Origin of the sequence: Escherichia sp. E1V33, from assembly GCF_004211955.1 — a bacterium.
GTDB lineage: Bacteria > Pseudomonadota > Gammaproteobacteria > Enterobacterales > Enterobacteriaceae > Escherichia.
In genome coordinates, this window is the sequence record NZ_RHJI01000001.1 from 190,158 (window position 1) to 213,202 (window position 23,045).

A 23,045-nucleotide genomic window follows, 5' to 3' on the forward strand; every position below is an offset into this window, starting at 1 on the left:
CAACCCCGCTTATTGATGTAAATCAAATTCACCTTTATATACTCCTTAAGTGGTATATTGCTGATTTGTATAAATTTTCTTAAGTCACGGAATTGTCTGACATTTCATGTTTGTGTAAAAAACACACAAAATGAAAGGTTTTATAGAGATGAAGGCACGTTGCGGGGGAAGAGAAGAAAAGGCCGGACGACGATAGCGGCGCCCGGCATGAGCAATTAATGAGAGGTCAGGGTGTTGTGCTGACGGTGACGGCTGACAAAACCTAACAGGAAGCACATCACGAATACCACAGCGTACAGACCGTTTGCAGTGAGCAGTGCTGCCTGTGGACCGCTATGTTCAACAATCGGTCCGGTAACCACAAAGGTCAACATGGTGCCGATGGTCCCGCAGGTCAGGACAAAGTTAACCAGTTTTGGCGATGGTACTTTGGTCTGCTGTGAACCCAGGGTGATGATGGTGGTATAGATCGCGCTGGAGAAGAAGCCCAGGGCGAGAATTGACCACGCCATATGTGCCGGTGTTCCGGTGTTAAAGACATACATCAGAATCGCAGCCAGACCAGCCAGTACGGTCAGAATGCGTTGCAGATCAAAGAAGCGAAGAATAAAGCTGAATGCCCACATGCCAACCATGTACGACATCCAGAAGTTGCTTACCAGCGTACCTGCATCGTTCAGGCTCATGCCCAAACCTTTGGCATACTCCGGCACCCAGGAGATAAAACCTAACTGACCGAGGATGTAGCACAGTGCCGCAATGGAGAGAAACAGCACGCCGATCCCCCATTTTTCTTTCGCTACCGGAGCGTCAGTTTTTGGCGCATGTTTACCCAGTGACGGGAACTCACAGCCGAAGGTCAGAATAAAGATAGCGACGTACACCAGCCCGATGCAGGCATAAACCCAGTACCACTCAATGCTGCGTGCCAGCAGATACGCGGCAATCATCGGGAAAATCATCCCGGCCATGCTGAAGAAGGAGTCGGTAAACAGTAGACGGGAACCGCGCTGACGTCCTTCATAGATTTGCGTTATCAGGAACGTACCAATCGACATAGTGATGCCGCTGACTACTCCAAGGATGAACATCGCCGCCGAGAATAGCGCAAGGCTATGACTGAACATCAAACCAGCAACCGCCAGCACCATCAGGAGAAAGCCAAAACGTAACTGCGTTTTCAACGGGACGATTTCCATCAGCCAGGCGTTGAGGAAGATTGAGATTAGAATGCCGGCATTGAGGAAGGTGAAGGTATTACTCATACTGGAAACGGGCAGATTGAAATAATCGGCGATATTCCCCATCACCATCCCGGTGACAATAACCAATGCACCTGTCAGTGCGTAGGAAAGAAAGCTAATCCATGTGAGCTTGATGCGATTGCTGTTAGTCATGATTGGCCTGCGTTTAAAGATAAAATGGCATAGTAGATATGCTGCGAGCGGGCGATTTTAGGTGATTTTGTGATCTGATTAAATATTTAATTGCAAACGGTTGCTAATTTACAATATTTAAAGTGATTTTGATCACGAAATAAAAGTGATCATCAGGTTACATATATTTCAAGTACGTAAAATTAGGTAAAGGAATGGCCTTGTCATTGAAGGCTATTTAGAATCTCTCCACTTGCTTTTTTTCTGCACTGTTAAGGAAATCTCATGTTCAAATCGACCCTGGCAGCGGTTGTAGCTGTTTTCGCTCTTTCTGCTCTCTCACCTGAAGCAATGGCAGCGAAAGGGGATCCGCACGTATTGTTAACAACCTCTGCTGGTAATATCGAACTGGAGCTGGATAGCCAGAAAGCGCCAGTCTCAGTGCAAAATTTCGTCGATTATGTGAACAGCGGTTTTTATAACAACACCACTTTTCACCGGGTGATCCCGGGCTTTATGATTCAGGGCGGTGGATTTACCGAGCAGATGCAGCAGAAAAAACCGAATCCGCCGATCAAAAATGAGGCTGATAACGGTCTGCGTAACACCCGTGGCACTATCGCGATGGCGCGTACTGCCGACAAAGACAGCGCCACCAGTCAGTTCTTTATCAACGTTGCCGATAACGCCTTCCTCGACCACGGTCAGCGTGATTTCGGTTACGCCGTATTTGGGAAAGTGGTGAAAGGTATGGATGTTGCTGACAAGATTTCCCAGGTGCCGACCCATGACGTTGGCCCGTACCAGAATGTGCCGTCAAAACCGGTAGTTATCCTTTCCGCTAAAGTCCTGCCGTAATGATTTCTCGCGCGGGCAATCTTGTCCGCGCCTCTGCTCTCCCGGCGTAACCTGGATTTGCCGCTTATACTTGTGGCAAACGGACACGTTCAGGGAGGCATCAAGTGAAGAAACTCACCGATAAGCAAAAGTCCCGTCTCTGGGAGCTTCAGCGTAATCGTAATTTCCAGGCCAGCCGCCGCCTTGAAGGCGTCGAGATGCCATTAGTCACTCTTACTGCCGCAGAGGCTTTAGCACGCATTGAAGAGTTGAGGGGGCATTATGAGCGCTAAATTCGGCGAAGGGCGCGACCCGTATCTCTATCCTGGCCTTGATATCATGCGTAATCGACTGAATATTCACCAGCAGCAGCGGCTTGAGCAGGCAGCCTACGAAATGACGGCGCTGCGTGCCGCGACCATTGAGCTGGGTCCGCTGGTGCGCGGTTTACCGCATTTGCGTGCTATTCACCGCCAGCTGTATCAGGATATTTTCGACTGGGCGGGGCAACTGCGCGAAGTCGATATTTATCAGGGCGATACGCCGTTCTGCCACTTTGCCTATATCGAAAAAGAGGGCAATGCCCTGATGCAGGATTTGGAGGAAGAAGGTTATCTGGTTGGCCTTGAGAAAGCGAAGTTTGTCGAGCGACTGGCGCACTACTATTGTGAAATCAACGTCCTGCATCCATTCCGTGCGGGAAGCGGCCTGGCACAACGGATCTTCTTCGAGCAACTGGCGATTCATGCCGGCTATCAACTGAACTGGCAAGGTATTGATGAAGAGGCCTGGAATCAGGCGAATCAGAATGGGGCAATGGGCGACCTTACGGCTCTGCAGACGATATTTAGCAAAGTGGTAAGCGAAGCCGGGGAATCTGAGTAAAATAGCGCGGTTCTTTCGTACCGGAGCCGCCATGATCCTGCTTATTGATAACTACGATTCTTTCACCTGGAACCTCTACCAGTACTTTTGTGAACTGGGGGCCGATGTGCTGGTTAAGCGCAACGATACGCTGACACTGGCGGATATCGACGGCCTTAATCCACAGAAAATAGTCATCTCGCCCGGACCCTGTACGCCAGATGAAGCCGGGATCTCCCTTGACGTTATTCGCCACTACGCCGGGCGCTTGCCAATTCTTGGCGTCTGCCTCGGCCATCAGGCGATGGCGCAGGCATTTGGCGGTAAAGTCGTACGCGCCGCAAAGGTCATGCATGGTAAAACCTCACCGATTACGCATAACGGCCAGGGCGTATTTCGGGAGCTGGCAAATCCACTTACTGTGACGCGCTACCATTCGCTGGTGGTGGAACCTGACTCATTACCGGAGTGCTTTGAAGTGACGGCCTGGAGCGAAACTGGGGAGATTATGGGGATTCGCCATCGCCAGTGGGATCTGGAAGGTGTGCAGTTCCATCCGGAAAGCATTCTCAGCGAGCAGGGGCATCAACTGCTGGCGAATTTCCTGCATCGCTGATTTCTGGTTGCTATCTAGTGATTTTTTATGCATATTTTGTGATTATAATTTCACATTGATTTATGCGTAACAGGGTGATCATGAGATGGCAACTGAACAAGCAGCAATTACACGCGCGACTTTCGATGAAGTGATCCTGCCGATTTATGCACCGGCAGAGTTTATTCCGGTAAAAGGTCAGGGCAGCCGAGTCTGGGATCAGCAAGGCAAAGAGTATGTCGATTTCGCGGGTGGGATTGCGGTAACGGCGTTAGGCCATTGCCATCCGGCGCTGGTGGAAGCGTTAAAAATCCAGGGCGAAACCCTGTGGCATATCAGCAATGTTTTCACCAATGAACCGGCGCTGCGTCTTGGGCGCAAACTGATTGAGGCGACGTTTGCCGAACGCGTGGTGTTTATGAACTCTGGTACGGAAGCCAACGAAACCGCCTTTAAACTGGCGCGTCACTACGCCTGCGTGCGTCATAGCCCATTCAAAACCAAAATTATCGCCTTCCATAACGCTTTTCATGGCCGCTCTCTGTTTACCGTTTCCGTGGGCGGACAGCCGAAATATTCCGACGGCTTTGGACCAAAACCGGCCGACATTATCCACGTTCCTTTTAACGATCTTCACGCAGTGAAAGCGGTGATGGATGACCATACCTGTGCGGTGGTGGTTGAGCCGATTCAGGGCGAGGGCGGTGTGACGGCCGCGACGCCAGGGTTTTTGCAGGGCTTGCGTGAGCTGTGCGATCAGCATCAGGCATTATTGGTGTTTGATGAAGTGCAGTGCGGGATGGGGCGGACCGGCGATTTGTTTGCTTACATGCACTACGGTGTGACGCCGGATATTCTGACTTCTGCGAAAGCGTTAGGCGGCGGCTTCCCGATTAGCGCCATGCTGACCACGGCGGAAATTGCTTCTGCGTTTCATCCTGGTTCTCACGGTTCCACCTACGGCGGTAATCCTCTGGCCTGTGCAGTAGCGGGCGCGGCATTTGATATCATTAATACCCCTGAAGTGCTGGAAGGCATTCAGGCGAAACGCCAGCGTTTTGTTGACCATTTGCAGAAGATCGATCAGCAGTACGATGTGTTTAGCGATATTCGCGGTATGGGGCTGTTAATTGGCGCGGAGCTGAAACCACAGTACAAAGGTCGGGCGCGTGATTTCCTGTATGCGGGCGCAGAGGCTGGCGTAATGGTGCTGAATGCCGGACCGGATGTGATGCGTTTTGCACCGTCGCTGGTGGTGGAAGATGCGGATATCGATGAAGGGATGCAACGTTTTGCTAACGCGGTGGCGAAAGTGGTCGGGGCATAAATAAGACGCGTCAGCGTCGCATCAGACAAAGGATGTCGGATACGGCGTGAATGCCTTATCCGACCTGCGTTTTGCCCCAGGCATTGAATATATTACGCCTTCGAATCCCGCAACTTGCGACTCAGCCAAATACCGTGGTGGGGGCGCTGCCGCCACGCCATCGATGAAATGGTGTGCATGGTGTTCAGATGACCAATAACCCGCTGTAAATGCTGTTCCAGGGTACCCGCCGCGCCATCGTGCGGTAACATCTCTGGCGAGTCTATGATATTGGCGTCACCAGACCCGCCCGGCTCGTCATATTCCAGCCGCTGTTGACAGCGTTGAATGGCGATTTCACAAGACTGCAAATACTCTTGCGCCAGCTCCGGTGGTAATGTCCGGTGTTCTCGCGCCAGCGTGGTCATGGCATTAATATGTTCAACAATAAACTGACTATGCGTTACCCACAGTTTCATATCTGCCAGATAATGGCTGTTAAACGCCGGTTCCTGCATCGCCTGATTTAATGAGTTATACAGAGTGTTATGTGCCTGATTCACCCGCATTCGCTGCCAGGCCAGTGGCGTTGGTTGCGGATCTTTACTCAGGATCAGACGAATCGCTTCCTGGTAGGTTTCTAAAGCATCATGGGCGTTTTTACGCAATAAACCACTCTGCCACTGCGGCCACAGCCATACCGTGCCGCCGAAGGCAATTAAACAACCAATAATGGTATCGATAAGACGCGGAATGATGTATTGCTCGCCGTTCAGCCACAACAGTTGCAGGGTATACACCGCAGTTATGGTAAAGCCGACCGTTGCCCAGCCGTAGTTTTTGCGCAATATCAGGTAGCTGGCGAGGGTGGTAAACAGCATCAGCGTCAGGGTGTAACCTTCGGGAATTTTAAAGTGCAGCGCCACGCCCGCAATGATTAACCCGACCACGGTTCCCACGGATCGATTCACGATCCTCAGACGGGTCGCGCCGTAACCGTTTTGTGTCACCAGCAACACCGTCATCAGGATCCAATACGACTTCGGCAGATGTAGCGCGGTCCCCATCAAACTGGCGACGCTTAACATCACGCTGAGTCGCCCGGCATTGCGCAGTGCCGGAGATTTCAATGAAAGATAACTTTTTAACGCCGGAAGTAATGGCATCCGCCGTTGTTTATCCGCCAGCAGATCGCGGGTATAGAGCGGTTTCTGGGTGCGCAGCACACGAGCGATGCGGCTGAAGTGCCAGTAGCAGAATTGCCCCACGGGGTTATCCGGATGCTGGCGGGCGATTTTCTCCAGTGCGCCAATTTGCTTCTCCATCGTAAAACGCGTAGGTAGGCGATGGTAAAGAATGTCATCAGCCAGCACGCGCAGGCGAGCGGCGATCGTTTGCGCATTCCAGCGGATAACTTCTTCCGCATGGCTACGCTCGACCAGCTTTTGCACCTCTTCAGGTTGATGCAAACTGACCGAAATGTGTTCCTGTAAATCCAGTGCTTCCTGGAAAATGCGCAACATCCGCTTGTAATCGGTATTATTTTGCGCGGAAAGCATGTGCATTTGCTGATAGCACTGGGTAATTAAATCGACCGCTTTTTGCTGGCGTACCAGCAGCGGAGGCAGCGCTTTTTCAGGGTCGGTGTGCTGGGTAAGCAGACTGTATTTGATTTCACAATAATCAGCCAGTTCACGGTAGAGCAGACTTAGTGACTCGCGTAGGGGTTGTTCGCGCCAGATCCAGAACCAAAACCAGTTAAACAGCCCGTACCAGAGTGTGCCTAACGCATAAATGAGCAGTGGCTCCCATACCGGCATATATCCCGCCAGACTGAGGGTAAAAATGGCAGCTAGCAGCGATGCAGGAAGCAATTTGGCGTGTAATGGCCCAAGCTCGGCAGTGACGCCAAGTACCAGCGTTAACCCGGTCAGCAGAAAGGGCAGGGGGATATCTTTTTCCAACAGCAGCTGTGTCAGTAAGCTACAGGTAGCAAACAGTGACGCGCCAATAATCAAGCGTTTAAAAAAACGTTTATGGGGGGTATCAAGCCCCGCAATGTTGCAACAGGCAGGGACGAGTGAAAACAGCAGGCCGAGTCTTAATTCGCCAAACAACAGACCAACGGCCACGGGCAAACATAGCACCAGTGTTTGTCGTAGTGCATAGTTGATATCAGGATGATAAATCAGTCTGCGCCACATCGGTTTAAACAAAATGGCGCGCTACCTGGTAACGCGCCACTCCGATGGGATTAACGGGTGCCGTAAACGACGATGGTTTTCCCGTGTGCGGAGATCAAGTTCTGATCTTCGAGCATCTTCAGAATGCGCCCCACGGTTTCACGAGAACAGCCGACAATTTGACCAATTTCCTGACGGGTAATTTTAATTTGCATACCGTCCGGGTGAGTCATTGCATCGGGTTGTTTCGCCAGATTCAGCAGCGTCTGCGCGATGCGACCTGTCACGTCGAGGAACGCGAGGTTGCCCACTTTCTCTGAAGTGACTTGCAGACGACGCGCCATCTGCGCGGAGAGACGCATCAGAATATCCGGGTTCACCTGAATTAATTGACGAAATTTTTTGTAGGAAATTTCAGCTACTTCACAGGCGGTTTTTGCACGTACCCATGCGCTACGTTCCTGGCCTTCTTCAAACAGGCCCAATTCGCCAATAAAATCACCCTGATTCAGATAGGAGAGGATCATTTCTTTACCCTCCTCGTCTTTGATCAGCACTGCCACAGAGCCTTTAACGATGTAGTACAGCGTTTCCGCTTTTTCACCCTGGTGAATAAGCGTGCTCTTGGATGGATACTTATGAATGTGGCAATGAGACAAGAACCATTCGAGAGTCGGGTCTGTTTGCGGTTTGCCAAGCACCATGCGCGGTTATCCTCTGTTATAAGCTTTCTCCAGAGCCAGAAAACGGCGCTGTCTCTGGATTGCCGAAATGTGCTTCCCGCTACCTGGGAAGGGGCTATCAACTGAACTGCACGGTAATGTGACGTCCTTTACATACATGCAGTACATCAATGTATTACTGTAGCATCCTGACTGTTTTAGCATAGCTTTCGCTTTGTGTCTCCTGGTGTCTCGCTTCAGCATGACCCAGGTCGCCTTCCGTTGCGCGAATTGGTCAGTACGCGTACTCTGTCAGGAAAATTGACGCAATGGAGTTCCGATTATGCAAGCGCGTGTGAAGTGGGTTGAAGGGTTAACTTTTTTGGGCGAATCCGCCTCTGGTCACCAGATTTTAATGGATGGTAACTCTGGCGATAAAGCGCCAAGCCCGATGGAAATGGTGCTGATGGCGGCGGGGGGCTGTAGCGCCATTGATGTGGTTTCTATCCTGCAAAAAGGGCGTCAGGATGTCGTTGATTGTGAAGTAAAACTGACATCTGAACGCCGCGAAGAGGCACCGCGCCTGTTTACTCATATCAATTTGCATTTTATCGTCACTGGTCGCGACCTGAAGGACGCAGCGGTTGCGCGTGCGGTTGATCTCTCTGCCGAGAAATATTGTTCAGTGGCGCTGATGCTGGAAAAAGCCGTGAATATTACTCACTCGTATGAAGTGGTTGCCGCGTGATTTAACTACCCCGTAGTGACGCCGGATAGTATTTTATCCGGCGTAATAGCAGAGTTACTCGATTTTCTTCCCTTCCATCAATCGCTGTACCAGCGGCAGCATAATTAATTCCATTGCCAGCCCCATTTTGCCGCCCGGCACCACTAATGTATTGATGTGGGAAATGAACGAGCCTTGCAGCATCGCCAGTAGCCAGGGGAAATCGATCCCTTCCAGATTACGAAAGTGAATCACCACAAAGCTCTCGTCCAGCGATGGGATGCCTTTCGCCGCGAACGGGTTTGAGGTGTCAACGGTGGGGACGCGCTGGAAGTTAATATGGGTGCGGGAAAACTGCGGTGTGATGTAGTTGATATAGTCTTCCATTGAACGCACTACCGAGTCCATCACCGCTTCTCGTGAGTGCCCGCGTTCGCTGGTGTCGCGGATTAGTTTTTGAATCCACTCCAGGTTAACGATAGGCACTACGCCAACCAGTAAATCCACACGCTGCGCGACGTTATGTTGTGGTGTGACCACGCCGCCGTGCAAACCTTCATAAAACAGCACATCGGTGGGTTCCGGTAGCGCCTGCCACGGGGTGAATGTGCCCGGCACCTGATTCCACGGTACGGCTTCGTCGTAGGTATGCAGATATTTGCGAGATTTCCCTTTGCCGCTCTGGCCGTATTCAATAAAGGTCTGTTCCAGCAGGCCGAAGTCGTTGGCCTCGGGGCCGAAGTAGCTAATATGCCGCCCGGCATCGCGCGCCTTGCGGATCGCCATATCCATTTCCGGGCGGGTGTAGCGGTGAAAACTGTCGCCTTCCACCTCGGCTGCTTGCAGATTTAACTGCGCGAATATTTTACGAAACGCGAGGCTGGTGGTGGTGGTCCCCGCGCCGCTGGATCCTGTTACCGCAATGACCGGATGTTTGGCAGACATAGTAACTCCATGACTTGGCTATCATTATTATCTCGTCCGCCGACGGTTGCAGGTTATTCGCGAAACTGACTGCGCGGCATGATATTGACCGTTTCGTGCAGCTCTGACCATACCAGCACCGCTTCTCCGCACTGTAGCTGGCGTTTGACGTCGGCGACTTTCTGTTCAAGCGTACGCTCTTGTTCACCATAATCGGTGCCTTCACGTAACACAAAGCTTTCAATTAAATTTTCCAGCGTTTCAGGGGAGATGTCTTGCCAGGGAATCAACATGATTTCGCCTCCAGATACGTTGTTAACCAGTCAGGAATGCGTGACTCCAGCCACATTTGCGGGTGAAGTAATGTACCGCCAATAAAGCCAACATGGCCCCCATGTTCGGTCAGTTGATACTCTACTTGCGGGGGAAGATTTTCCGGTTTCGGGATCACCTGGTGATCCATAAACGGATCGTCTTTGGCGTGAATAATCAGCGTCGGTTTGGCGATCCGATTGAGCATCGGCATGGCGCTACACTGACGATAATAGTCGATAGCATCGGCGTAGCCGTGAATTCTGGCGGTGATTAGATCGTCAAATTCGCGGATGCGACGTACCGATTTTAACTGCGCGAGATTAATCGGCAGTGTTCCGGGGTAGGCTGCCAGTTTGCGCGCGGCATTGGCTTTTAACAGGTTCAGCAAGTAACGCTGATAAACGCGGGAAAAGCCCTTTTCCATATGGTAACTACAGGCTTCCAGCACAAATGGCGCGGAGACAATCACCGCCGCATCAATCGGGACATCATTACCTTCTTTGGCCAGCAGGCAAGCCAGCATATTACCGCCGAGCGAATAGCCGACGGCAGCCGTTGGCGCATGACCAAACTCGCGTTGCAGCCAGCGTAAAAACCAACTGGCATCTTCGGTTTCGCCCGAATGGTAAATGCGGTGCATACGGTTTGGTTCACCGCTGCATCCGCGAAAATGCATCACCACCCCCAGCCAACCGCGCTTTTGCGCTGCATCAACCAGACCGTGGGCATAAGGGCTATTCAGACTGCCCTCCAGACCATGAAACACCACCAGACGCGGTTTATGCTGCGCTTGTGTGGGATCTTCACTCCACGCGAGATCGACAAAATCACCGTCGGGCAACTCTAGCCGCCGCCAGTGCGGGGTGAATTTCACCTGACGACGAAACAGACGCGGCAGCATGGTTTGTAGATGGCAATTGCTAAAGCCGCGCATAGGGGTGAATTCAGCACTGCTGCTGAATTCATTGGCATCGGTCGTCGTTATCTGCGCCATCAGTTGCTTTGGCCTTCCAGCAGCATCTGCTCAAGCTGCTCCTGAGCTTCCAGCCACGCCATTTCGCACTCTTCCAGGCCGGATTTGGCGCTGGCTTGCTGTTGCAGGCAGGCGGTCAGCTCCGCTTTACGGCTCTGGTCATACAGTTCGCTGTCGCCGAGTTTCTCTTCTGCCTGCGCCAGTTGAGCGTTCAGCTTCTCCATCTCTTTTTCCAGACGGGCAATCTCTTTACGCAGTGGCTGGGTTTGCGCACGCAGCTCCGCTTCCCGGCGCTTCTGATCTTTACGTGCCTGGGCGCTGTTCGCGTTCTCTTTTGGCGCTTCGTCGGTCTGGTTTTCCTGCTTTTGTACGTCGCTCAACCACTGTTGATAATCTTCCAGATCGCCGTCGAACGGTTCGACTTTACGATCGTGAACCAGGTAGAGATCGTCAGTGGTGGAACGCAGCAAATGACGGTCGTGCGAAACGACAACCAGCGCGCCTTCAAACTCGATTAATGCTTCGGTGAGTGCCTGACGCATGTCGAGGTCAAGGTGGTTGGTCGGTTCGTCGAGCAGCAGCAGATTCGGACGCTGCCAGACGATTAATGCCAGCACCAGGCGTGCTTTTTCCCCACCGGAGAAGCGGCGCGTTTCTTCGGTTACTTTATCGCCCTGGAAACCAAAGCCGCCGAGGTAGTCACGCAGTTTTTGCTCCAGCTCCTGCGGCGCTAAACGTGCCAGATGTTGAATAGGCGATTCGTCGGCGCGCAAGTATTCAAGTTGATGCTGGGCGAAGTAGCCGAGCTTGATCCCTTTCGCCAGACCAATTTCACCGCTGACTGGCGCAAGTTCACCGGCTAACAGTTTGATTAATGTCGATTTACCTGCGCCGTTGCGGCCTAGCAGACCAATGCGCGAGCCGGGGACCAGGTTCAGTTTAATCGAGTCGAGAATAATGCGATCGCCATAGCCCGCGCTGACTTTTTCCATCTTCAGTAACGGATTTGGCAGGCTTTCCGGCGCGCGGAAGCTAAAGCGGAACGGGTTGTCGACGTGCGCGGGGGCAATCAGCTCCATACGCTCGAGCATCTTAATGCGGCTCTGGGCCTGCTTCGCTTTGGTGGCTTTGGCACGGAAACGGTCGATATAACTTTGCAGATGCGCCACACGCTCTTGCTGGCTTTCGTACATCGCCTGTTGCTGCGCCAGACGGGTGGCGCGCTGCACTTCAAACGAGCTGTAGTTGCCGGTGTACTCGAACATGCTTTGTTGTTCGATATGAATAATTTTATCAACGATCGGATCGAGGAAGTCGCGGTCGTGAGAGATCAGGATCAGCGTGCCCTGATAGCTCTTCAGCCATTTTTCCAGCCAGATAACGGCATCGAGATCGAGGTGGTTAGTCGGTTCGTCGAGCAGCAGTAAGTCTGAACGGCAAATCAGCGCCTGGGCGAGGTTAAGACGCATACGCCAGCCACCGGAGAAATCACTCACCGGGCGCTCCAGTTGTTCATTGCTGAAACCGAGGCCGTGCAGCAGGCTGGCGGCACGGGAGCGAATACTCCATGCGTCAATAGCATCCAGCTTGCCATGAATGGTGGCGATGGCGTGCCCGTCGTTACGTTCGTTGGCGTCGTGTAGCTGCGCTTCCAGTTGACGATATTCACGGTCGCCGTCAATGACATATTCCAGCGCCGCTTGCGGTAGCGCCGGCGTTTCCTGATTCACCCACTCTAGTTGCCAGCTTCCCGGAAAGGTGTAGCTGCCGCCGTCGGCGCTGATTTCATTTTTCAGCAATGCCAGCAGGGTAGATTTACCACAGCCGTTTTTACCCACCAGGCCGACTTTCTGCCCGGGGTTGATGGTGGCGGTGGCATTATCCAGCAGGACGCGCACGCCGCGACGAATTTGTAACGAGGAGAAAACAATCATAAGGCGCCGTATGTTCAGACTATGTTAACTTATCATTATGATAATGTAATGTATGGGCGAGCTGCCGCACCGGGCGCAATGGTAGCCCAAAACAGCGACTATACACAAAAACCATACCGGGAGGGGGATGATGTCTCAGCCAGCGAAAGTTTTGCTGCTGTATGCCCATCCGGAATCTCAGGACTCGGTGGCAAACCGGGTACTGCTTAAACCGGCCACGCAGCTCAGCAATGTTACCGTGCACGACCTTTACGCGCACTATCCTGATTTTTTTATTGATATCCCCCGTGAGCAGGCATTACTGCGTGAGCACGAGGTGATTGTCTTTCAGCATCCTCTTTATACCTATAGCTGCCCGGCGCTACTGAAAGAGTGGCTGGATCGGGTATTAAGCCGTGGTTTTGCCAGCGGGCCGGGAGGAAACCAACTGGCGGGAAAGTACTGGCGGAGTGTGATCACCACCGGCGAGCCGGAAAGTGCTTACCGTTATGACGCGTTGAATCGCTACCCGATGAGCGATGTTCTGCGCCCCTTTGAACTGGCGGCGGGCATGTGCCGGATGCATTGGTTAAGTCCCATCATTATTTACTGGGCGAGACGGCAAAGCGCACAGGAGCTGGCGAGCCACGCCAGAGCCTACGGTGACTGGCTGGCAAATCCGCTGTCTCCAGGAGGCCGCTGATGGAAGGTTCCGATTTTTTACTGGCGGGAGTGCTGTTTCTCTTCGCGGCGGTGGCTGCGGTGCCATTGGCATCGCGGCTGGGCATTGGGGCTGTGTTGGGATATCTGCTGGCAGGAATTGCGATTGGCCCGTGGGGGCTGGGGTTTATTAGCGACGTCGATGAGATCCTCCACTTTTCGGAACTCGGCGTGGTATTTCTGATGTTTATCATCGGCCTTGAGTTGAATCCTTCCAAGCTTTGGCAATTGCGACGCTCGATTTTTGGTGTAGGCGCGGCGCAGGTGCTGTTAAGTGCGGCGTTGCTGGCAGGATTATTGATGCTGACCGATTTCGCCTGGCAGGCTGCAGTGGTGGGGGGCATTGGTCTGGCGATGTCCTCAACCGCAATGGCACTGCAACTGATGCGCGAAAAAGGGATGAATCGCAGCGAATCCGGGCAGTTAGGCTTCTCGGTGTTACTGTTTCAGGATCTGGCGGTGATCCCGGCGCTGGCATTAGTGCCGCTGCTGGCGGGATCGGCAGACGAACATTTCGACTGGATGAAAGTCGGTATGAAGGTGCTGGCGTTTGTCGGCATGTTGATTGGTGGACGCTATTTACTGCGTCCGGTATTCCGTTTTATTGCAGCTTCTGGTGTGCGAGAAGTGTTCACCGCCGCGACGTTACTGCTGGTGCTGGGTTCCGCGTTATTTATGGATGCGCTGGGGTTGTCGATGGCGCTTGGTACGTTTATTGCGGGCGTGTTGCTGGCAGAAAGCGAATATCGCCACGAACTGGAAACAGCTATCGACCCGTTTAAGGGGTTGCTGCTCGGGCTATTTTTTATCTCGGTTGGAATGTCGCTCAACCTCGGGGTGCTTTATACCCATCTGCTGTGGGTGGTGTTAAGCGTTATTGTGTTGGTGGCGGTGAAAATTCTCGTGCTGTATCTGCTGGCGCGGCTGTATGGCGTGCGTAGCTCCGAGCGGATGCAGTTTGCTGGCGTGTTGAGTCAGGGCGGCGAGTTTGCCTTTGTCCTCTTTTCTACGGCTTCTTCGCAACGGTTGTTTCAGGGCGACCAGATGGCGCTGTTGCTGGTGACGGTCACGCTTTCCATGATGACCACGCCGCTGCTGATGAAACTGGTAGATAAGTGGCTATCCCGCCAGTTCAACGGTCCGGAAGAAGAGGATGAAAAACCGTGGGTCAACGATGATAAACCACAGGTCATTGTCGTGGGCTTCGGACGTTTTGGACAGGTGATTGGTCGTTTGCTGATGGCGAATAAAATGCGTATTACCGTGCTGGAGCGGGATATCAGCGCCGTTAACCTGATGCGTAAATATGGCTACAAAGTTTATTACGGTGATGCCACGCAAGTTGACCTGTTGCGCTCTGCAGGTGCCGAGGCCGCAGAGTCTATCGTCATCACCTGTAACGAGCCGGAAGACACCATGAAGCTGGTGGAGATTTGCCAGCAACACTTCCCGCATTTGCATATTCTTGCGCGAGCGCGCGGACGTGTGGAAGCGCATGAGTTATTACAGGCAGGGGTGACGCAGTTTTCCCGTGAGACATTCTCCAGCGCGTTAGAGCTGGGGCGCAAAACGCTGGTCACGCTTGGCATGCATCCGCATCAGGCGCAGCGGGCGCAACTGCATTTTCGCCGTCTGGATATGCGGATGCTGCGGGAGTTAATCCCGATGCATACCGATACCGTACAAATTTCTCGCGCCAGGGAAGCCCGACGCGAACTGGAAGAGATTTTCCAGCGTGAGATGCAACAAGAACGACGCCAGCTGGATGGCTGGGATGAATTTGAGTAGAGGGTAAAGATGGCAATCCGAAAACGTTTTATTGCGGGCGCAAAATGCCCGGCCTGTCAGGCGCAAGATTCCATGGCGATGTGGCGCGAAAATAATATTGATATTGTTGAATGTGTTAAGTGCGGACACCAGATGCGTGAAGTCGATAAAGAAGCCCGCGATCACGTTCGCAAAGATGAGCAAGTGATCGGGATTTTTCATCCGGACTAGCGATATGCTTCGAGTTTTTTTAAGCTAGTGAGTACACGGCTGCAGAATTCCGCTACAATCTGCGCCACTATTCTTCCCATGCTCAGGAGATATCATGAAAGTAGCAAAAGACCTGGTGGTCAGCCTGGCCTATCAGGTACGTACAGAAGACGGTGTGTTGGTTGATGAGTCTCCGGTGAGTGCGCCGCTGGACTACCTGCATGGTCACGGTTCCCTGATCTCTGGCCTGGAAACAGCGCTGGAAGGTCATGAAGTTGGCGACAAATTTGATGTCGCTGTTGGCGCGAACGACGCTTACGGTCAGTACGACGAAAACCTGGTGCAGCGCGTTCCTAAAGACGTATTTATGGGCGTTGATGAACTGCAGGTAGGTATGCGCTTCCTTGCTGAAACCGACCAGGGTCCAGTACCAGTTGAAATTACTGCGGTTGAAGACGATCACGTAGTGGTTGACGGAAACCACATGCTGGCTGGCCAGAACCTGAAATTCAACGTTGAAGTTGTGGCGATTCGCGAAGCGACCGAAGAAGAACTGGCTCATGGTCACGTTCACGGCGCGCACGATCATCACCACGATCACGACCACGACGGTTGCTGCGGCGGTCATGGCCACGATCACGGTCATGAACACGGTGGCGAAGGCTGCTGTGGTGGTAAAGGCAACGGCGGTTGTGGTTGCCACTAATACCGAAAAGATGACAAAAAAGCGGGGAATTCCCCGCTTTTTTTTGCCTCAATAATGCGGCGGCGGTGTTTCTTCAGCCTGCGACGCGATGTTCGACGGCTGGCTGGCTTTTAACTTCTCGGTCAGCAGACGCAGATGATCGCGCAGTTTCGCCATCTCCATTTCATGAGCGGTCACCGTGACGTTCAGTTCTTCAATGGTGATTTCCTGAAAAGCCAGTCGACTCTCCAGTTCTGCCAGGCGTGCTTCCAATGTTAAATCCTGCATGATTCACCTCTTTTGTCGAATGGTCGCCGCGGATTCTACTTAACTTTGCTGCCCGAGACAGCACTCATTTCGCAGTCATCGAAACTAATTTAAACAAAAAGAGTCTGAAAATAGATGATAATAGGGCGTATCTGTATGTAGATTTGTTCGACAACGTTTTATAGTACCCTTCTGATAATAGTTAACCCAGGGGTGAGATGCCCCGATCCTGGAGATATGGATGAAATCACTGTTTAAAGTAACGCTGCTGGCGACCACAATGGCCGTTGCCCTGCATGCACCAATCACTTTTGCTGCCGAAGCGGCGAAACCAACTGCAACTGCTGACAGCAAAGCAGCGTTCAAAAATGACGATCAGAAATCAGCTTACGCGCTGGGTGCTTCGCTCGGTCGTTACATGGACAATTCTCTGAAAGAACAAGAAAAGCTGGGCATCAAACTGGATAAAGATCAGCTAATCGCGGGTGTTCAGGATGCATTTGCTGATAAGAGCAAACTCTCCGATCAAGAGATCGAACAGACTCTGCAAGCGTTTGAAGCACGCGTGAAGTCCTCCGCTCAGGCGAAGATGGAAAAAGATGCTGCTGATAACGAAGTAAAAGGTAAAGAGTATCGCGAGAAATTTGCCAAAGAGAAGGGTGTGAAAACCTCTTCAACTGGCCTGGTTTATCAGGTAGTAGAAGCCGGTAAAGGCGAATCACCGAAAGACAGCGATACTGTTGTAGTGAACTACAAAGGTACGCTGATCGACGGTAAAGAGTTCGATAACTCTTACACCCGTGGTGAACCGCTCTCGTTCCGTCTTGACGGCGTGATCCCTGGCTGGACTGAAGGTCTGAAGAACATCAAGAAAGGCGGTAAGATCAAACTGGTTATTCCACCAGAGCTGGCTTACGGCAAAGCGGGCGTTCCTGGGATCCCACCGAATTCTACCCTGGTATTTGACGTAGAACTGCTGGACGTGAAACCAGCGCCGAAGGCTGATACGAAGCCAGAAGCAGATGCTAAAGCAGCAGATTCTGCTAAAAAATAAGCATTAAAAACCGCCGCCTGACCAGGCGGCGGTTTTTTTATTGCAGGCCGGATATAATTAGTGCTGGAAAGCGGAACCTCCGCTGTATTAATTTAATTACCCGCATCATTAATGAGCCTGCCCTGAAAAGTTAACGACAGGCTCCTGAAAAGGAGTGTTTTTTTTCATGTCCAGGTCGCTTTTAACCAACGAAACCAGTGAGTTGGATTTACTGGATCAACGTCCTTTCGACCAGACCGATTTTGATATTCTGAAATCCTACGAAGCGGTGGTGGACGGGTTAGCGATGCTCATTGGTTCCCACTGTGAAATCGTTTTGCACTCTTTGCAGGATTTAAAATGTTCAGCCATTCGTATTGCCAACGGCGAACATACAGGCCGGAAGATTGGCTCGCCAATTACCGATCTGGCACTGCGTATGCTGCACGACATGACGGGAGCGGATAGCAGCGTTTCTAAATGCTACTTTACTCGCGCCAAAAGCGGCGTATTAATGAAGTCGCTCACGATTGCTATTCGTAACCGTGAACAGCGAGTGATTGGTCTGCTGTGCATCAATATGAATCTTGATGTGCCATTCTCGCAGATTATGAGCACCTTTGTGCCGCCAGAAACCCCGGACGTCGGTTCAAGTGTCAACTTTGCGTCTTCGGTTGAAGATCTGGTTACCCAAACACTGGAGTTCACCATTGAAGAAGTGAACGCCGATCGTAATGTTTCTAATAACGCCAAAAATCGTCAAATCGTGTTGAATCTCTACGAGAAAGGCATTTTCGATATCAAAGATGCCATCAACCAGGTTGCTGATCGCCTCAACATCTCCAAACATACTGTTTATCTCTATATCCGTCAGTTCAAGAGCGGTGATTTCCAGGGGCAAGATAAGTAATGCGTTTTGCCATCGTGGTGACCGGGCCAGCATACGGTACGCAACAGGCGAGTAGTGCTTTTCAGTTTGCACAGGCGCTGATAGCAGAAGGCCATGAGTTGAGTAGCGTCTTTTTCTACCGGGAAGGGGTCTATAACGCTAACCAGTTAACTTCTCCGGCAAGTGACGAATTTGACCTCGTACGTGCCTGGCAACAACTGAGTGCGCAACATGGTGTGGCACTGAATATCTGCGTGGCGGCAGCGTTACGCCGCGGTATCGTCGATGAAACTGAAGCTGGAAGATTGGGGCTAGCCTCGTCAAACCTTCAGCCGGGATTTACCTTAAGTGGACTTGGCGCTCTGGCGGAAGCCTCGCTGACCTGTGACAGGGTGGTACAGTTCTGATGAAACGAATTGCGTTTGTTTTTTCTACTGCGCCTCATGGCACCGCGGCTGGCCGCGAGGGATTAGATGCTTTACTCGCAACTTCCGCTTTAACTGACGATCTCGCCGTCTTCTTTATAGCCGATGGCGTTTTTCAGCTCCTGCCAGGACAAAAGCCCGATGCTGTGCTGGCACGTGATTATATCGCCACTTTTAAACTGCTGGGTCTGTATGATATTGAACAGTGTTGGGTTTGTGCGGCTTCTCTGCGCGAACGCGGGTTATATCCGCAGACACCATTTGTTGTCGAAGCCACGCCGCTTGAAGCAGAAGCCTTACGCAGCGAACTCGGCAACTACGATGTTATTTTGAGATTTTGAGGCGTACATGCTGCACACATTACATCGCTCACCCTGGCTGACAGATTTTCCTGCGCTGCTGCGTCTGCTCAGTGAGGGCGACGAACTACTGTTATTGCAGGATGGCGTAACTGCCGCAGTTGACGGCAACCGCTACCTTGAAAGTCTGCGTAATGCCCCCATTAAGGTCTATGCCCTGAACGAAGACCTCATTGCCCGCGGTTTGGTTGGTCAAATTTCGAACAATATCATCCCAATTGACTATACTGATTTCGTCAGACTTACGGTAAAGCACACCAGCCAGATGGCCTGGTGACGGCGGGAACGTTGTATATTTCTTGACACCTTTTCGACACCGCCCTAAAATTCGGCGTCCTCATATTGTGTGAGGACGTTTTATTACGTGTTTACGAAGCAAAAGCTAAAACCAGGAGCTATTTAATGGCAACAGTTAACCAGCTGGTACGCAAACCACGTGCTCGCAAAGTTGCGAAAAGCAACGTGCCTGCGCTGGAAGCATGCCCGCAAAAACGTGGCGTATGTACTCGTGTATATACTACCACCCCTAAAAAACCGAACTCCGCGCTGCGTAAAGTATGCCGTGTTCGTCTGACTAACGGTTTCGAAGTGACTTCCTACATCGGTGGTGAAGGTCACAACCTGCAGGAGCACTCCGTGATCCTGATCCGTGGCGGTCGTGTTAAAGACCTCCCGGGTGTTCGTTACCACACCGTACGTGGTGCGCTTGACTGCTCCGGCGTTAAAGACCGTAAGCAGGCTCGTTCCAAGTATGGCGTGAAGCGTCCTAAGGCTTAATGGTTCTCCGTTAAGTAAGGCCAAACGTTTTAACTTAAATGTCAAACTAAACTCGTAGAGTTTTGGACAATCCTGAATTAACAACGGAGTATTTCCATGCCACGTCGTCGCGTCATTGGTCAGCGTAAAATTCTGCCGGATCCGAAGTTCGGATCAGAACTGCTGGCTAAATTTGTAAATATCCTGATGGTAGATGGTAAAAAATCTACTGCCGAATCTATCGTATACAGCGCGCTGGAGACCCTGGCTCAGCGTTCTGGTAAATCTGAACTGGAAGCATTCGAAGTAGCTCTCGAAAACGTGCGCCCGACTGTAGAAGTTAAGTCTCGCCGCGTTGGTGGTTCTACTTATCAGGTACCAGTTGAAGTCCGTCCGGTTCGTCGTAATGCTCTGGCAATGCGTTGGATCGTTGAAGCTGCTCGTAAACGCGGTGATAAATCCATGGCTCTGCGCCTGGCGAACGAACTTTCTGATGCTGCAGAAAACAAAGGTACTGCAGTTAAGAAACGTGAAGACGTTCACCGTATGGCCGAAGCCAACAAGGCGTTCGCACACTACCGTTGGTAATCCCTTCGGAGTTTTAGTCACCAGGCGGGCGCTTCCAGTAAGCAGCCCGCTTTGGGCTACTTAAATTGAACGCCTAAAAGATAAACGAGGAAACAAATGGCTCGTACAACACCCATCGCACGCTACCGTAACATCGGTATCAGTGCGCACATCGACGCCGGTAAAACCACTACTACCGAACGTATTCTGTTCTACACCGGTGTAAACCATAAAATCGGTGAAGTTCATGACGGCGCTGCAACCATGGACTGGATGGAGCAGGAGCAGGAACGTGGTATTACCATCACTTCCGCTGCGACTACTGCATTCTGGTCTGGTATGGCTAAGCAGTATGAGCCGCATCGCATCAACATCATCGACACCCCGGGGCACGTTGACTTCACAATCGAAGTAGAACGTTCCATGCGTGTTCTCGATGGTGCGGTAATGGTTTACTGCGCAGTTGGTGGTGTTCAGCCGCAGTCTGAAACCGTATGGCGTCAGGCAAACAAATATAAAGTTCCGCGCATTGCGTTCGTTAACAAAATGGACCGCATGGGTGCGAACTTCCTGAAAGTTGTTAACCAGATCAAAACCCGTCTGGGCGCGAACCCGGTTCCGCTGCAGCTGGCGATTGGTGCTGAAGAACATTTCACCGGTGTTGTTGACCTGGTGAAAATGAAAGCTATCAACTGGAACGACGCTGACCAGGGCGTAACCTTCGAATACGAAGATATCCCGGCAGACATGGTTGAACTGGCTAACGAATGGCACCAGAACCTGATCGAATCCGCAGCTGAAGCTTCTGAAGAGCTGATGGAAAAATACCTGGGTGGTGAAGAACTGACTGAAGAAGAGATTAAAGGTGCTCTGCGTCAGCGCGTTCTGAACAACGAAATCATCCTGGTAACCTGTGGTTCTGCGTTCAAGAACAAAGGTGTTCAGGCGATGCTGGATGCGGTAATTGATTACCTGCCATCCCCGGTTGACGTACCTGCGATCAACGGTATCCTGGACGACGGTAAAGATACTCCGGCTGAACGTCACGCAAGTGATGACGAGCCGTTCTCTGCTCTGGCGTTCAAAATCGCTACCGACCCGTTTGTTGGTAACCTGACCTTCTTCCGTGTTTACTCCGGTGTGGTTAACTCTGGTGATACCGTACTGAACTCCGTGAAAGCTGCACGTGAGCGTTTCGGTCGTATCGTTCAGATGCACGCTAACAAACGTGAAGAGATCAAAGAAGTTCGCGCGGGCGACATCGCTGCTGCAATCGGTCTGAAAGACGTAACCACTGGTGACACCCTGTGTGACCCGGATGCGCCGATCATTCTGGAACGTATGGAATTCCCTGAGCCGGTAATCTCCATCGCAGTAGAACCGAAAACCAAAGCTGACCAGGAAAAAATGGGTCTGGCTCTGGGCCGTCTGGCTAAAGAAGACCCGTCTTTCCGTGTATGGACTGACGAAGAATCTAACCAGACCATCATCGCGGGTATGGGCGAACTGCACCTCGACATCATCGTTGACCGTATGAAGCGTGAATTCAACGTTGAAGCGAACGTAGGTAAACCGCAGGTTGCTTACCGTGAAACTATCCGCCAGAAAGTTACCGATGTTGAAGGTAAACACGCGAAACAGTCTGGTGGTCGTGGTCAGTATGGTCATGTTGTTATCGACATGTACCCGCTGGAGCCGGGTTCAAACCCGAAAGGCTACGAGTTCATCAACGACATTAAAGGTGGTGTAATCCCTGGCGAATACATCCCGGCCGTTGATAAAGGTATCCAGGAACAGCTGAAAGCAGGTCCGCTGGCAGGCTACCCGGTAGTAGACATGGGTATTCGTCTGCACTTCGGTTCTTACCATGACGTTGACTCCTCTGAACTGGCGTTTAAACTGGCTGCTTCTATCGCCTTTAAAGAAGGCTTTAAGAAAGCGAAACCAGTTCTGCTTGAGCCGATCATGAAGGTTGAAGTAGAAACTCCAGAAGAGAACACCGGTGACGTTATCGGTGACTTGAGCCGTCGTCGTGGTATGCTCAAAGGTCAGGAATCTGAAGTTACTGGCGTTAAGATCCACGCTGAAGTACCGCTGTCTGAAATGTTCGGATACGCAACTCAGCTGCGTTCTCTGACCAAAGGTCGTGCATCATACACTATGGAATTCCTGAAGTATGATGAAGCGCCGAGTAACGTTGCTCAGGCCGTAATTGAAGCCCGTGGTAAATAAGCCTAAGGGTTAATACCAAAGTCCCGTGCTCTCTCCTGAAGGGGAGAGCACTATAGTAAGGAATATAGCCGTGTCTAAAGAAAAATTTGAACGTACAAAACCGCACGTTAACGTTGGTACTATCGGCCACGTTGACCACGGTAAAACTACTCTGACCGCTGCAATCACCACCGTACTGGCTAAAACCTACGGCGGTGCTGCTCGTGCATTCGACCAGATCGATAACGCGCCGGAAGAAAAAGCTCGTGGTATCACCATCAACACTTCTCACGTTGAATACGACACCCCGACCCGTCACTACGCGCACGTAGACTGCCCGGGGCACGCCGACTATGTTAAAAACATGATCACTGGTGCTGCTCAGATGGACGGCGCGATCCTGGTAGTTGCTGCGACTGACGGCCCGATGCCGCAGACTCGTGAGCACATCCTGCTGGGCCGTCAGGTAGGCGTTCCGTAC

General features: G+C 51.8%; 27 protein-coding genes. 19 read left to right on the forward strand and 8 right to left on the reverse strand.

Annotated elements, in window-relative coordinates:
* Positions 1-215 precede the first annotated feature (215 nt).
* Entirely contained in the window at positions 216-1,397 is a 1,182-nt protein-coding gene (gene tsgA, locus D9742_RS00840; RefSeq protein WP_130235685.1) for an MFS transporter TsgA, read from the reverse strand.
* Between the two features lie 264 nt (positions 1,398-1,661).
* Between tsgA and ppiA the strand changes: the two genes are divergently transcribed.
* The 5 genes from ppiA (at position 1,662) to argD (ending at position 4,999) form a co-directional block, all read left to right on the forward strand.
* Complete coding sequence (ppiA, locus tag D9742_RS00845; protein ID WP_064527557.1) at positions 1,662-2,234, forward strand: peptidylprolyl isomerase A; 573 nt, start codon at positions 1,662-1,664, stop codon at positions 2,232-2,234.
* Between the two features lie 104 nt (positions 2,235-2,338).
* Positions 2,339-2,506, forward strand: coding sequence for a YhfG family protein (locus D9742_RS00850; RefSeq protein ID WP_130235686.1), 168 nt, complete (start codon positions 2,339-2,341; stop codon positions 2,504-2,506).
* Positions 2,496-3,098, forward strand: coding sequence for a putative adenosine monophosphate-protein transferase Fic (locus tag D9742_RS00855; RefSeq protein ID WP_130235687.1), 603 nt, complete (start codon positions 2,496-2,498; stop codon positions 3,096-3,098). Before D9742_RS00850 ends, D9742_RS00855 begins: the two co-directional genes overlap by 11 nt.
* A 31-nt stretch (positions 3,099-3,129) precedes the next feature.
* Positions 3,130-3,693 carry an aminodeoxychorismate synthase component 2 gene (gene pabA / locus D9742_RS00860; protein ID WP_130235688.1) on the forward strand — a complete coding sequence of 188 codons (564 nt, stop codon included), beginning with the start codon at positions 3,130-3,132 and terminating at the stop codon, positions 3,691-3,693.
* Positions 3,694-3,778: 85 nt separating this feature from the next.
* Positions 3,779-4,999, forward strand: a complete 1,221-nt coding sequence (gene argD, locus D9742_RS00865; RefSeq protein WP_130235689.1) for a bifunctional acetylornithine/succinyldiaminopimelate transaminase — start codon at positions 3,779-3,781, stop codon at positions 4,997-4,999.
* A 92-nt stretch (positions 5,000-5,091) separates the two neighbouring features.
* Here the strand turns inward: argD and D9742_RS00870 are convergent, their stop codons facing one another.
* Positions 5,092-7,182: a YccS/YhfK family putative transporter gene (locus D9742_RS00870; RefSeq protein ID WP_130235700.1), complete on the reverse strand. Its 2,091-nt coding sequence runs from the start codon at positions 7,180-7,182 to the stop codon at positions 5,092-5,094.
* Between the two features lie 50 nt (positions 7,183-7,232).
* Positions 7,233-7,865, reverse strand: a complete 633-nt coding sequence (gene crp, locus D9742_RS00875) for a cAMP-activated global transcriptional regulator CRP (protein WP_000242755.1) — start codon at positions 7,863-7,865, stop codon at positions 7,233-7,235.
* A 301-nt stretch (positions 7,866-8,166) separates the two neighbouring features.
* Between crp and D9742_RS00880 the strand changes: the two genes are divergently transcribed.
* On the forward strand, positions 8,167-8,571 hold the full coding sequence (locus D9742_RS00880; protein ID WP_001148908.1) for an OsmC family protein: 405 nt from the start codon (positions 8,167-8,169) through the stop codon (positions 8,569-8,571).
* Between the two features lie 54 nt (positions 8,572-8,625).
* Here D9742_RS00880 and D9742_RS00885 read toward each other — a convergent pair whose 3' ends face one another.
* From D9742_RS00885 to D9742_RS00900, 4 genes are read right to left on the reverse strand one after another with little or no spacing between them, the layout of a single operon-like run.
* Positions 8,626-9,495 (reverse strand): phosphoribulokinase, encoded by an 870-nt coding sequence (locus D9742_RS00885; RefSeq protein WP_130235690.1) that lies wholly within the window; start codon positions 9,493-9,495, stop codon positions 8,626-8,628.
* Between the two features lie 53 nt (positions 9,496-9,548).
* Complete coding sequence (locus D9742_RS00890; protein ID WP_064527543.1) at positions 9,549-9,767, reverse strand: YheU family protein; 219 nt, start codon at positions 9,765-9,767, stop codon at positions 9,549-9,551.
* Positions 9,761-10,783 carry a hydrolase gene (locus D9742_RS00895; RefSeq protein ID WP_130235691.1) on the reverse strand — a complete coding sequence of 341 codons (1,023 nt, stop codon included), beginning with the start codon at positions 10,781-10,783 and terminating at the stop codon, positions 9,761-9,763. The genes D9742_RS00890 and D9742_RS00895 overlap by 7 nt, the downstream gene beginning before the upstream one ends.
* On the reverse strand, positions 10,783-12,696 hold the full coding sequence (locus D9742_RS00900) for an ABC transporter ATP-binding protein (protein ID WP_130235692.1): 1,914 nt from the start codon (positions 12,694-12,696) through the stop codon (positions 10,783-10,785). Before D9742_RS00900 ends, D9742_RS00895 begins: the two co-directional genes overlap by 1 nt.
* Before the next feature lie 130 nt (positions 12,697-12,826).
* Between D9742_RS00900 and kefG the strand changes: the two genes are divergently transcribed.
* The 4 genes from kefG to slyD all read left to right on the forward strand — a co-directional run bounded on the left by kefG (position 12,827) and on the right by slyD (position 16,078).
* Entirely contained in the window at positions 12,827-13,378 is a 552-nt protein-coding gene (kefG, locus tag D9742_RS00905; protein WP_001297514.1) for a glutathione-regulated potassium-efflux system ancillary protein KefG, read from the forward strand.
* The gene (gene kefB, locus D9742_RS00910) at positions 13,378-15,183 is read left to right on the forward strand and encodes a glutathione-regulated potassium-efflux system protein KefB (RefSeq protein ID WP_130235693.1); all 1,806 of its coding nucleotides are present in this window, start codon (positions 13,378-13,380) and stop codon (positions 15,181-15,183) included. Before kefG ends, kefB begins: the two co-directional genes overlap by 1 nt.
* A 9-nt stretch (positions 15,184-15,192) precedes the next feature.
* A complete protein-coding gene (locus D9742_RS00915; protein ID WP_001007734.1) occupies positions 15,193-15,393 on the forward strand; it encodes a YheV family putative zinc ribbon protein in 201 nt (66 codons plus the stop codon).
* Between the two features lie 94 nt (positions 15,394-15,487).
* Positions 15,488-16,078, forward strand: a complete 591-nt coding sequence (gene slyD, locus D9742_RS00920; RefSeq protein WP_000861334.1) for a peptidylprolyl isomerase — start codon at positions 15,488-15,490, stop codon at positions 16,076-16,078.
* A 48-nt stretch (positions 16,079-16,126) separates the two neighbouring features.
* Here slyD and D9742_RS00925 read toward each other — a convergent pair whose 3' ends face one another.
* Positions 16,127-16,345, reverse strand: coding sequence for a protein SlyX (locus tag D9742_RS00925; RefSeq protein WP_064527535.1), 219 nt, complete (start codon positions 16,343-16,345; stop codon positions 16,127-16,129).
* Positions 16,346-16,565: 220 nt separating this feature from the next.
* On the opposite strand from D9742_RS00925, the gene fkpA reads away from it, so the two are divergent.
* From fkpA to D9742_RS00970, 9 genes are all read left to right on the forward strand, one after another.
* Positions 16,566-17,378 carry an FKBP-type peptidyl-prolyl cis-trans isomerase gene (gene fkpA, locus D9742_RS00930; protein WP_064527533.1) on the forward strand — a complete coding sequence of 271 codons (813 nt, stop codon included), beginning with the start codon at positions 16,566-16,568 and terminating at the stop codon, positions 17,376-17,378.
* A gap of 166 nt (positions 17,379-17,544) precedes the next feature.
* Positions 17,545-18,267, forward strand: coding sequence for a transcriptional regulator (locus tag D9742_RS00935; protein WP_000091466.1), 723 nt, complete (start codon positions 17,545-17,547; stop codon positions 18,265-18,267).
* The gene (tusD, locus tag D9742_RS00940; RefSeq protein WP_130235694.1) at positions 18,267-18,653 is read left to right on the forward strand and encodes a sulfurtransferase complex subunit TusD; all 387 of its coding nucleotides are present in this window, start codon (positions 18,267-18,269) and stop codon (positions 18,651-18,653) included. Before D9742_RS00935 ends, tusD begins: the two co-directional genes overlap by 1 nt.
* Complete coding sequence (gene tusC, locus D9742_RS00945) at positions 18,653-19,012, forward strand: sulfurtransferase complex subunit TusC (protein ID WP_130235695.1); 360 nt, start codon at positions 18,653-18,655, stop codon at positions 19,010-19,012. The genes tusD and tusC overlap by 1 nt, the downstream gene beginning before the upstream one ends.
* A gap of 7 nt (positions 19,013-19,019) precedes the next feature.
* Entirely contained in the window at positions 19,020-19,307 is a 288-nt protein-coding gene (gene tusB / locus D9742_RS00950; protein ID WP_130235696.1) for a sulfurtransferase complex subunit TusB, read from the forward strand.
* Between the two features lie 125 nt (positions 19,308-19,432).
* Entirely contained in the window at positions 19,433-19,807 is a 375-nt protein-coding gene (rpsL, locus tag D9742_RS00955; RefSeq protein WP_000246815.1) for a 30S ribosomal protein S12, read from the forward strand.
* 96 nt (positions 19,808-19,903) lie between these two features.
* Positions 19,904-20,374, forward strand: a complete 471-nt coding sequence (gene rpsG, locus D9742_RS00960) for a 30S ribosomal protein S7 (RefSeq protein ID WP_001138043.1) — start codon at positions 19,904-19,906, stop codon at positions 20,372-20,374.
* A gap of 96 nt (positions 20,375-20,470) precedes the next feature.
* Positions 20,471-22,585 carry an elongation factor G gene (gene fusA / locus D9742_RS00965; RefSeq protein WP_000124703.1) on the forward strand — a complete coding sequence of 705 codons (2,115 nt, stop codon included), beginning with the start codon at positions 20,471-20,473 and terminating at the stop codon, positions 22,583-22,585.
* A 70-nt stretch (positions 22,586-22,655) separates the two neighbouring features.
* Positions 22,656-23,045, forward strand: a 390-nt coding sequence (locus tag D9742_RS00970; protein WP_001754732.1) for a GTP-binding protein, incomplete at its 3' end; no start/stop codon positions are given.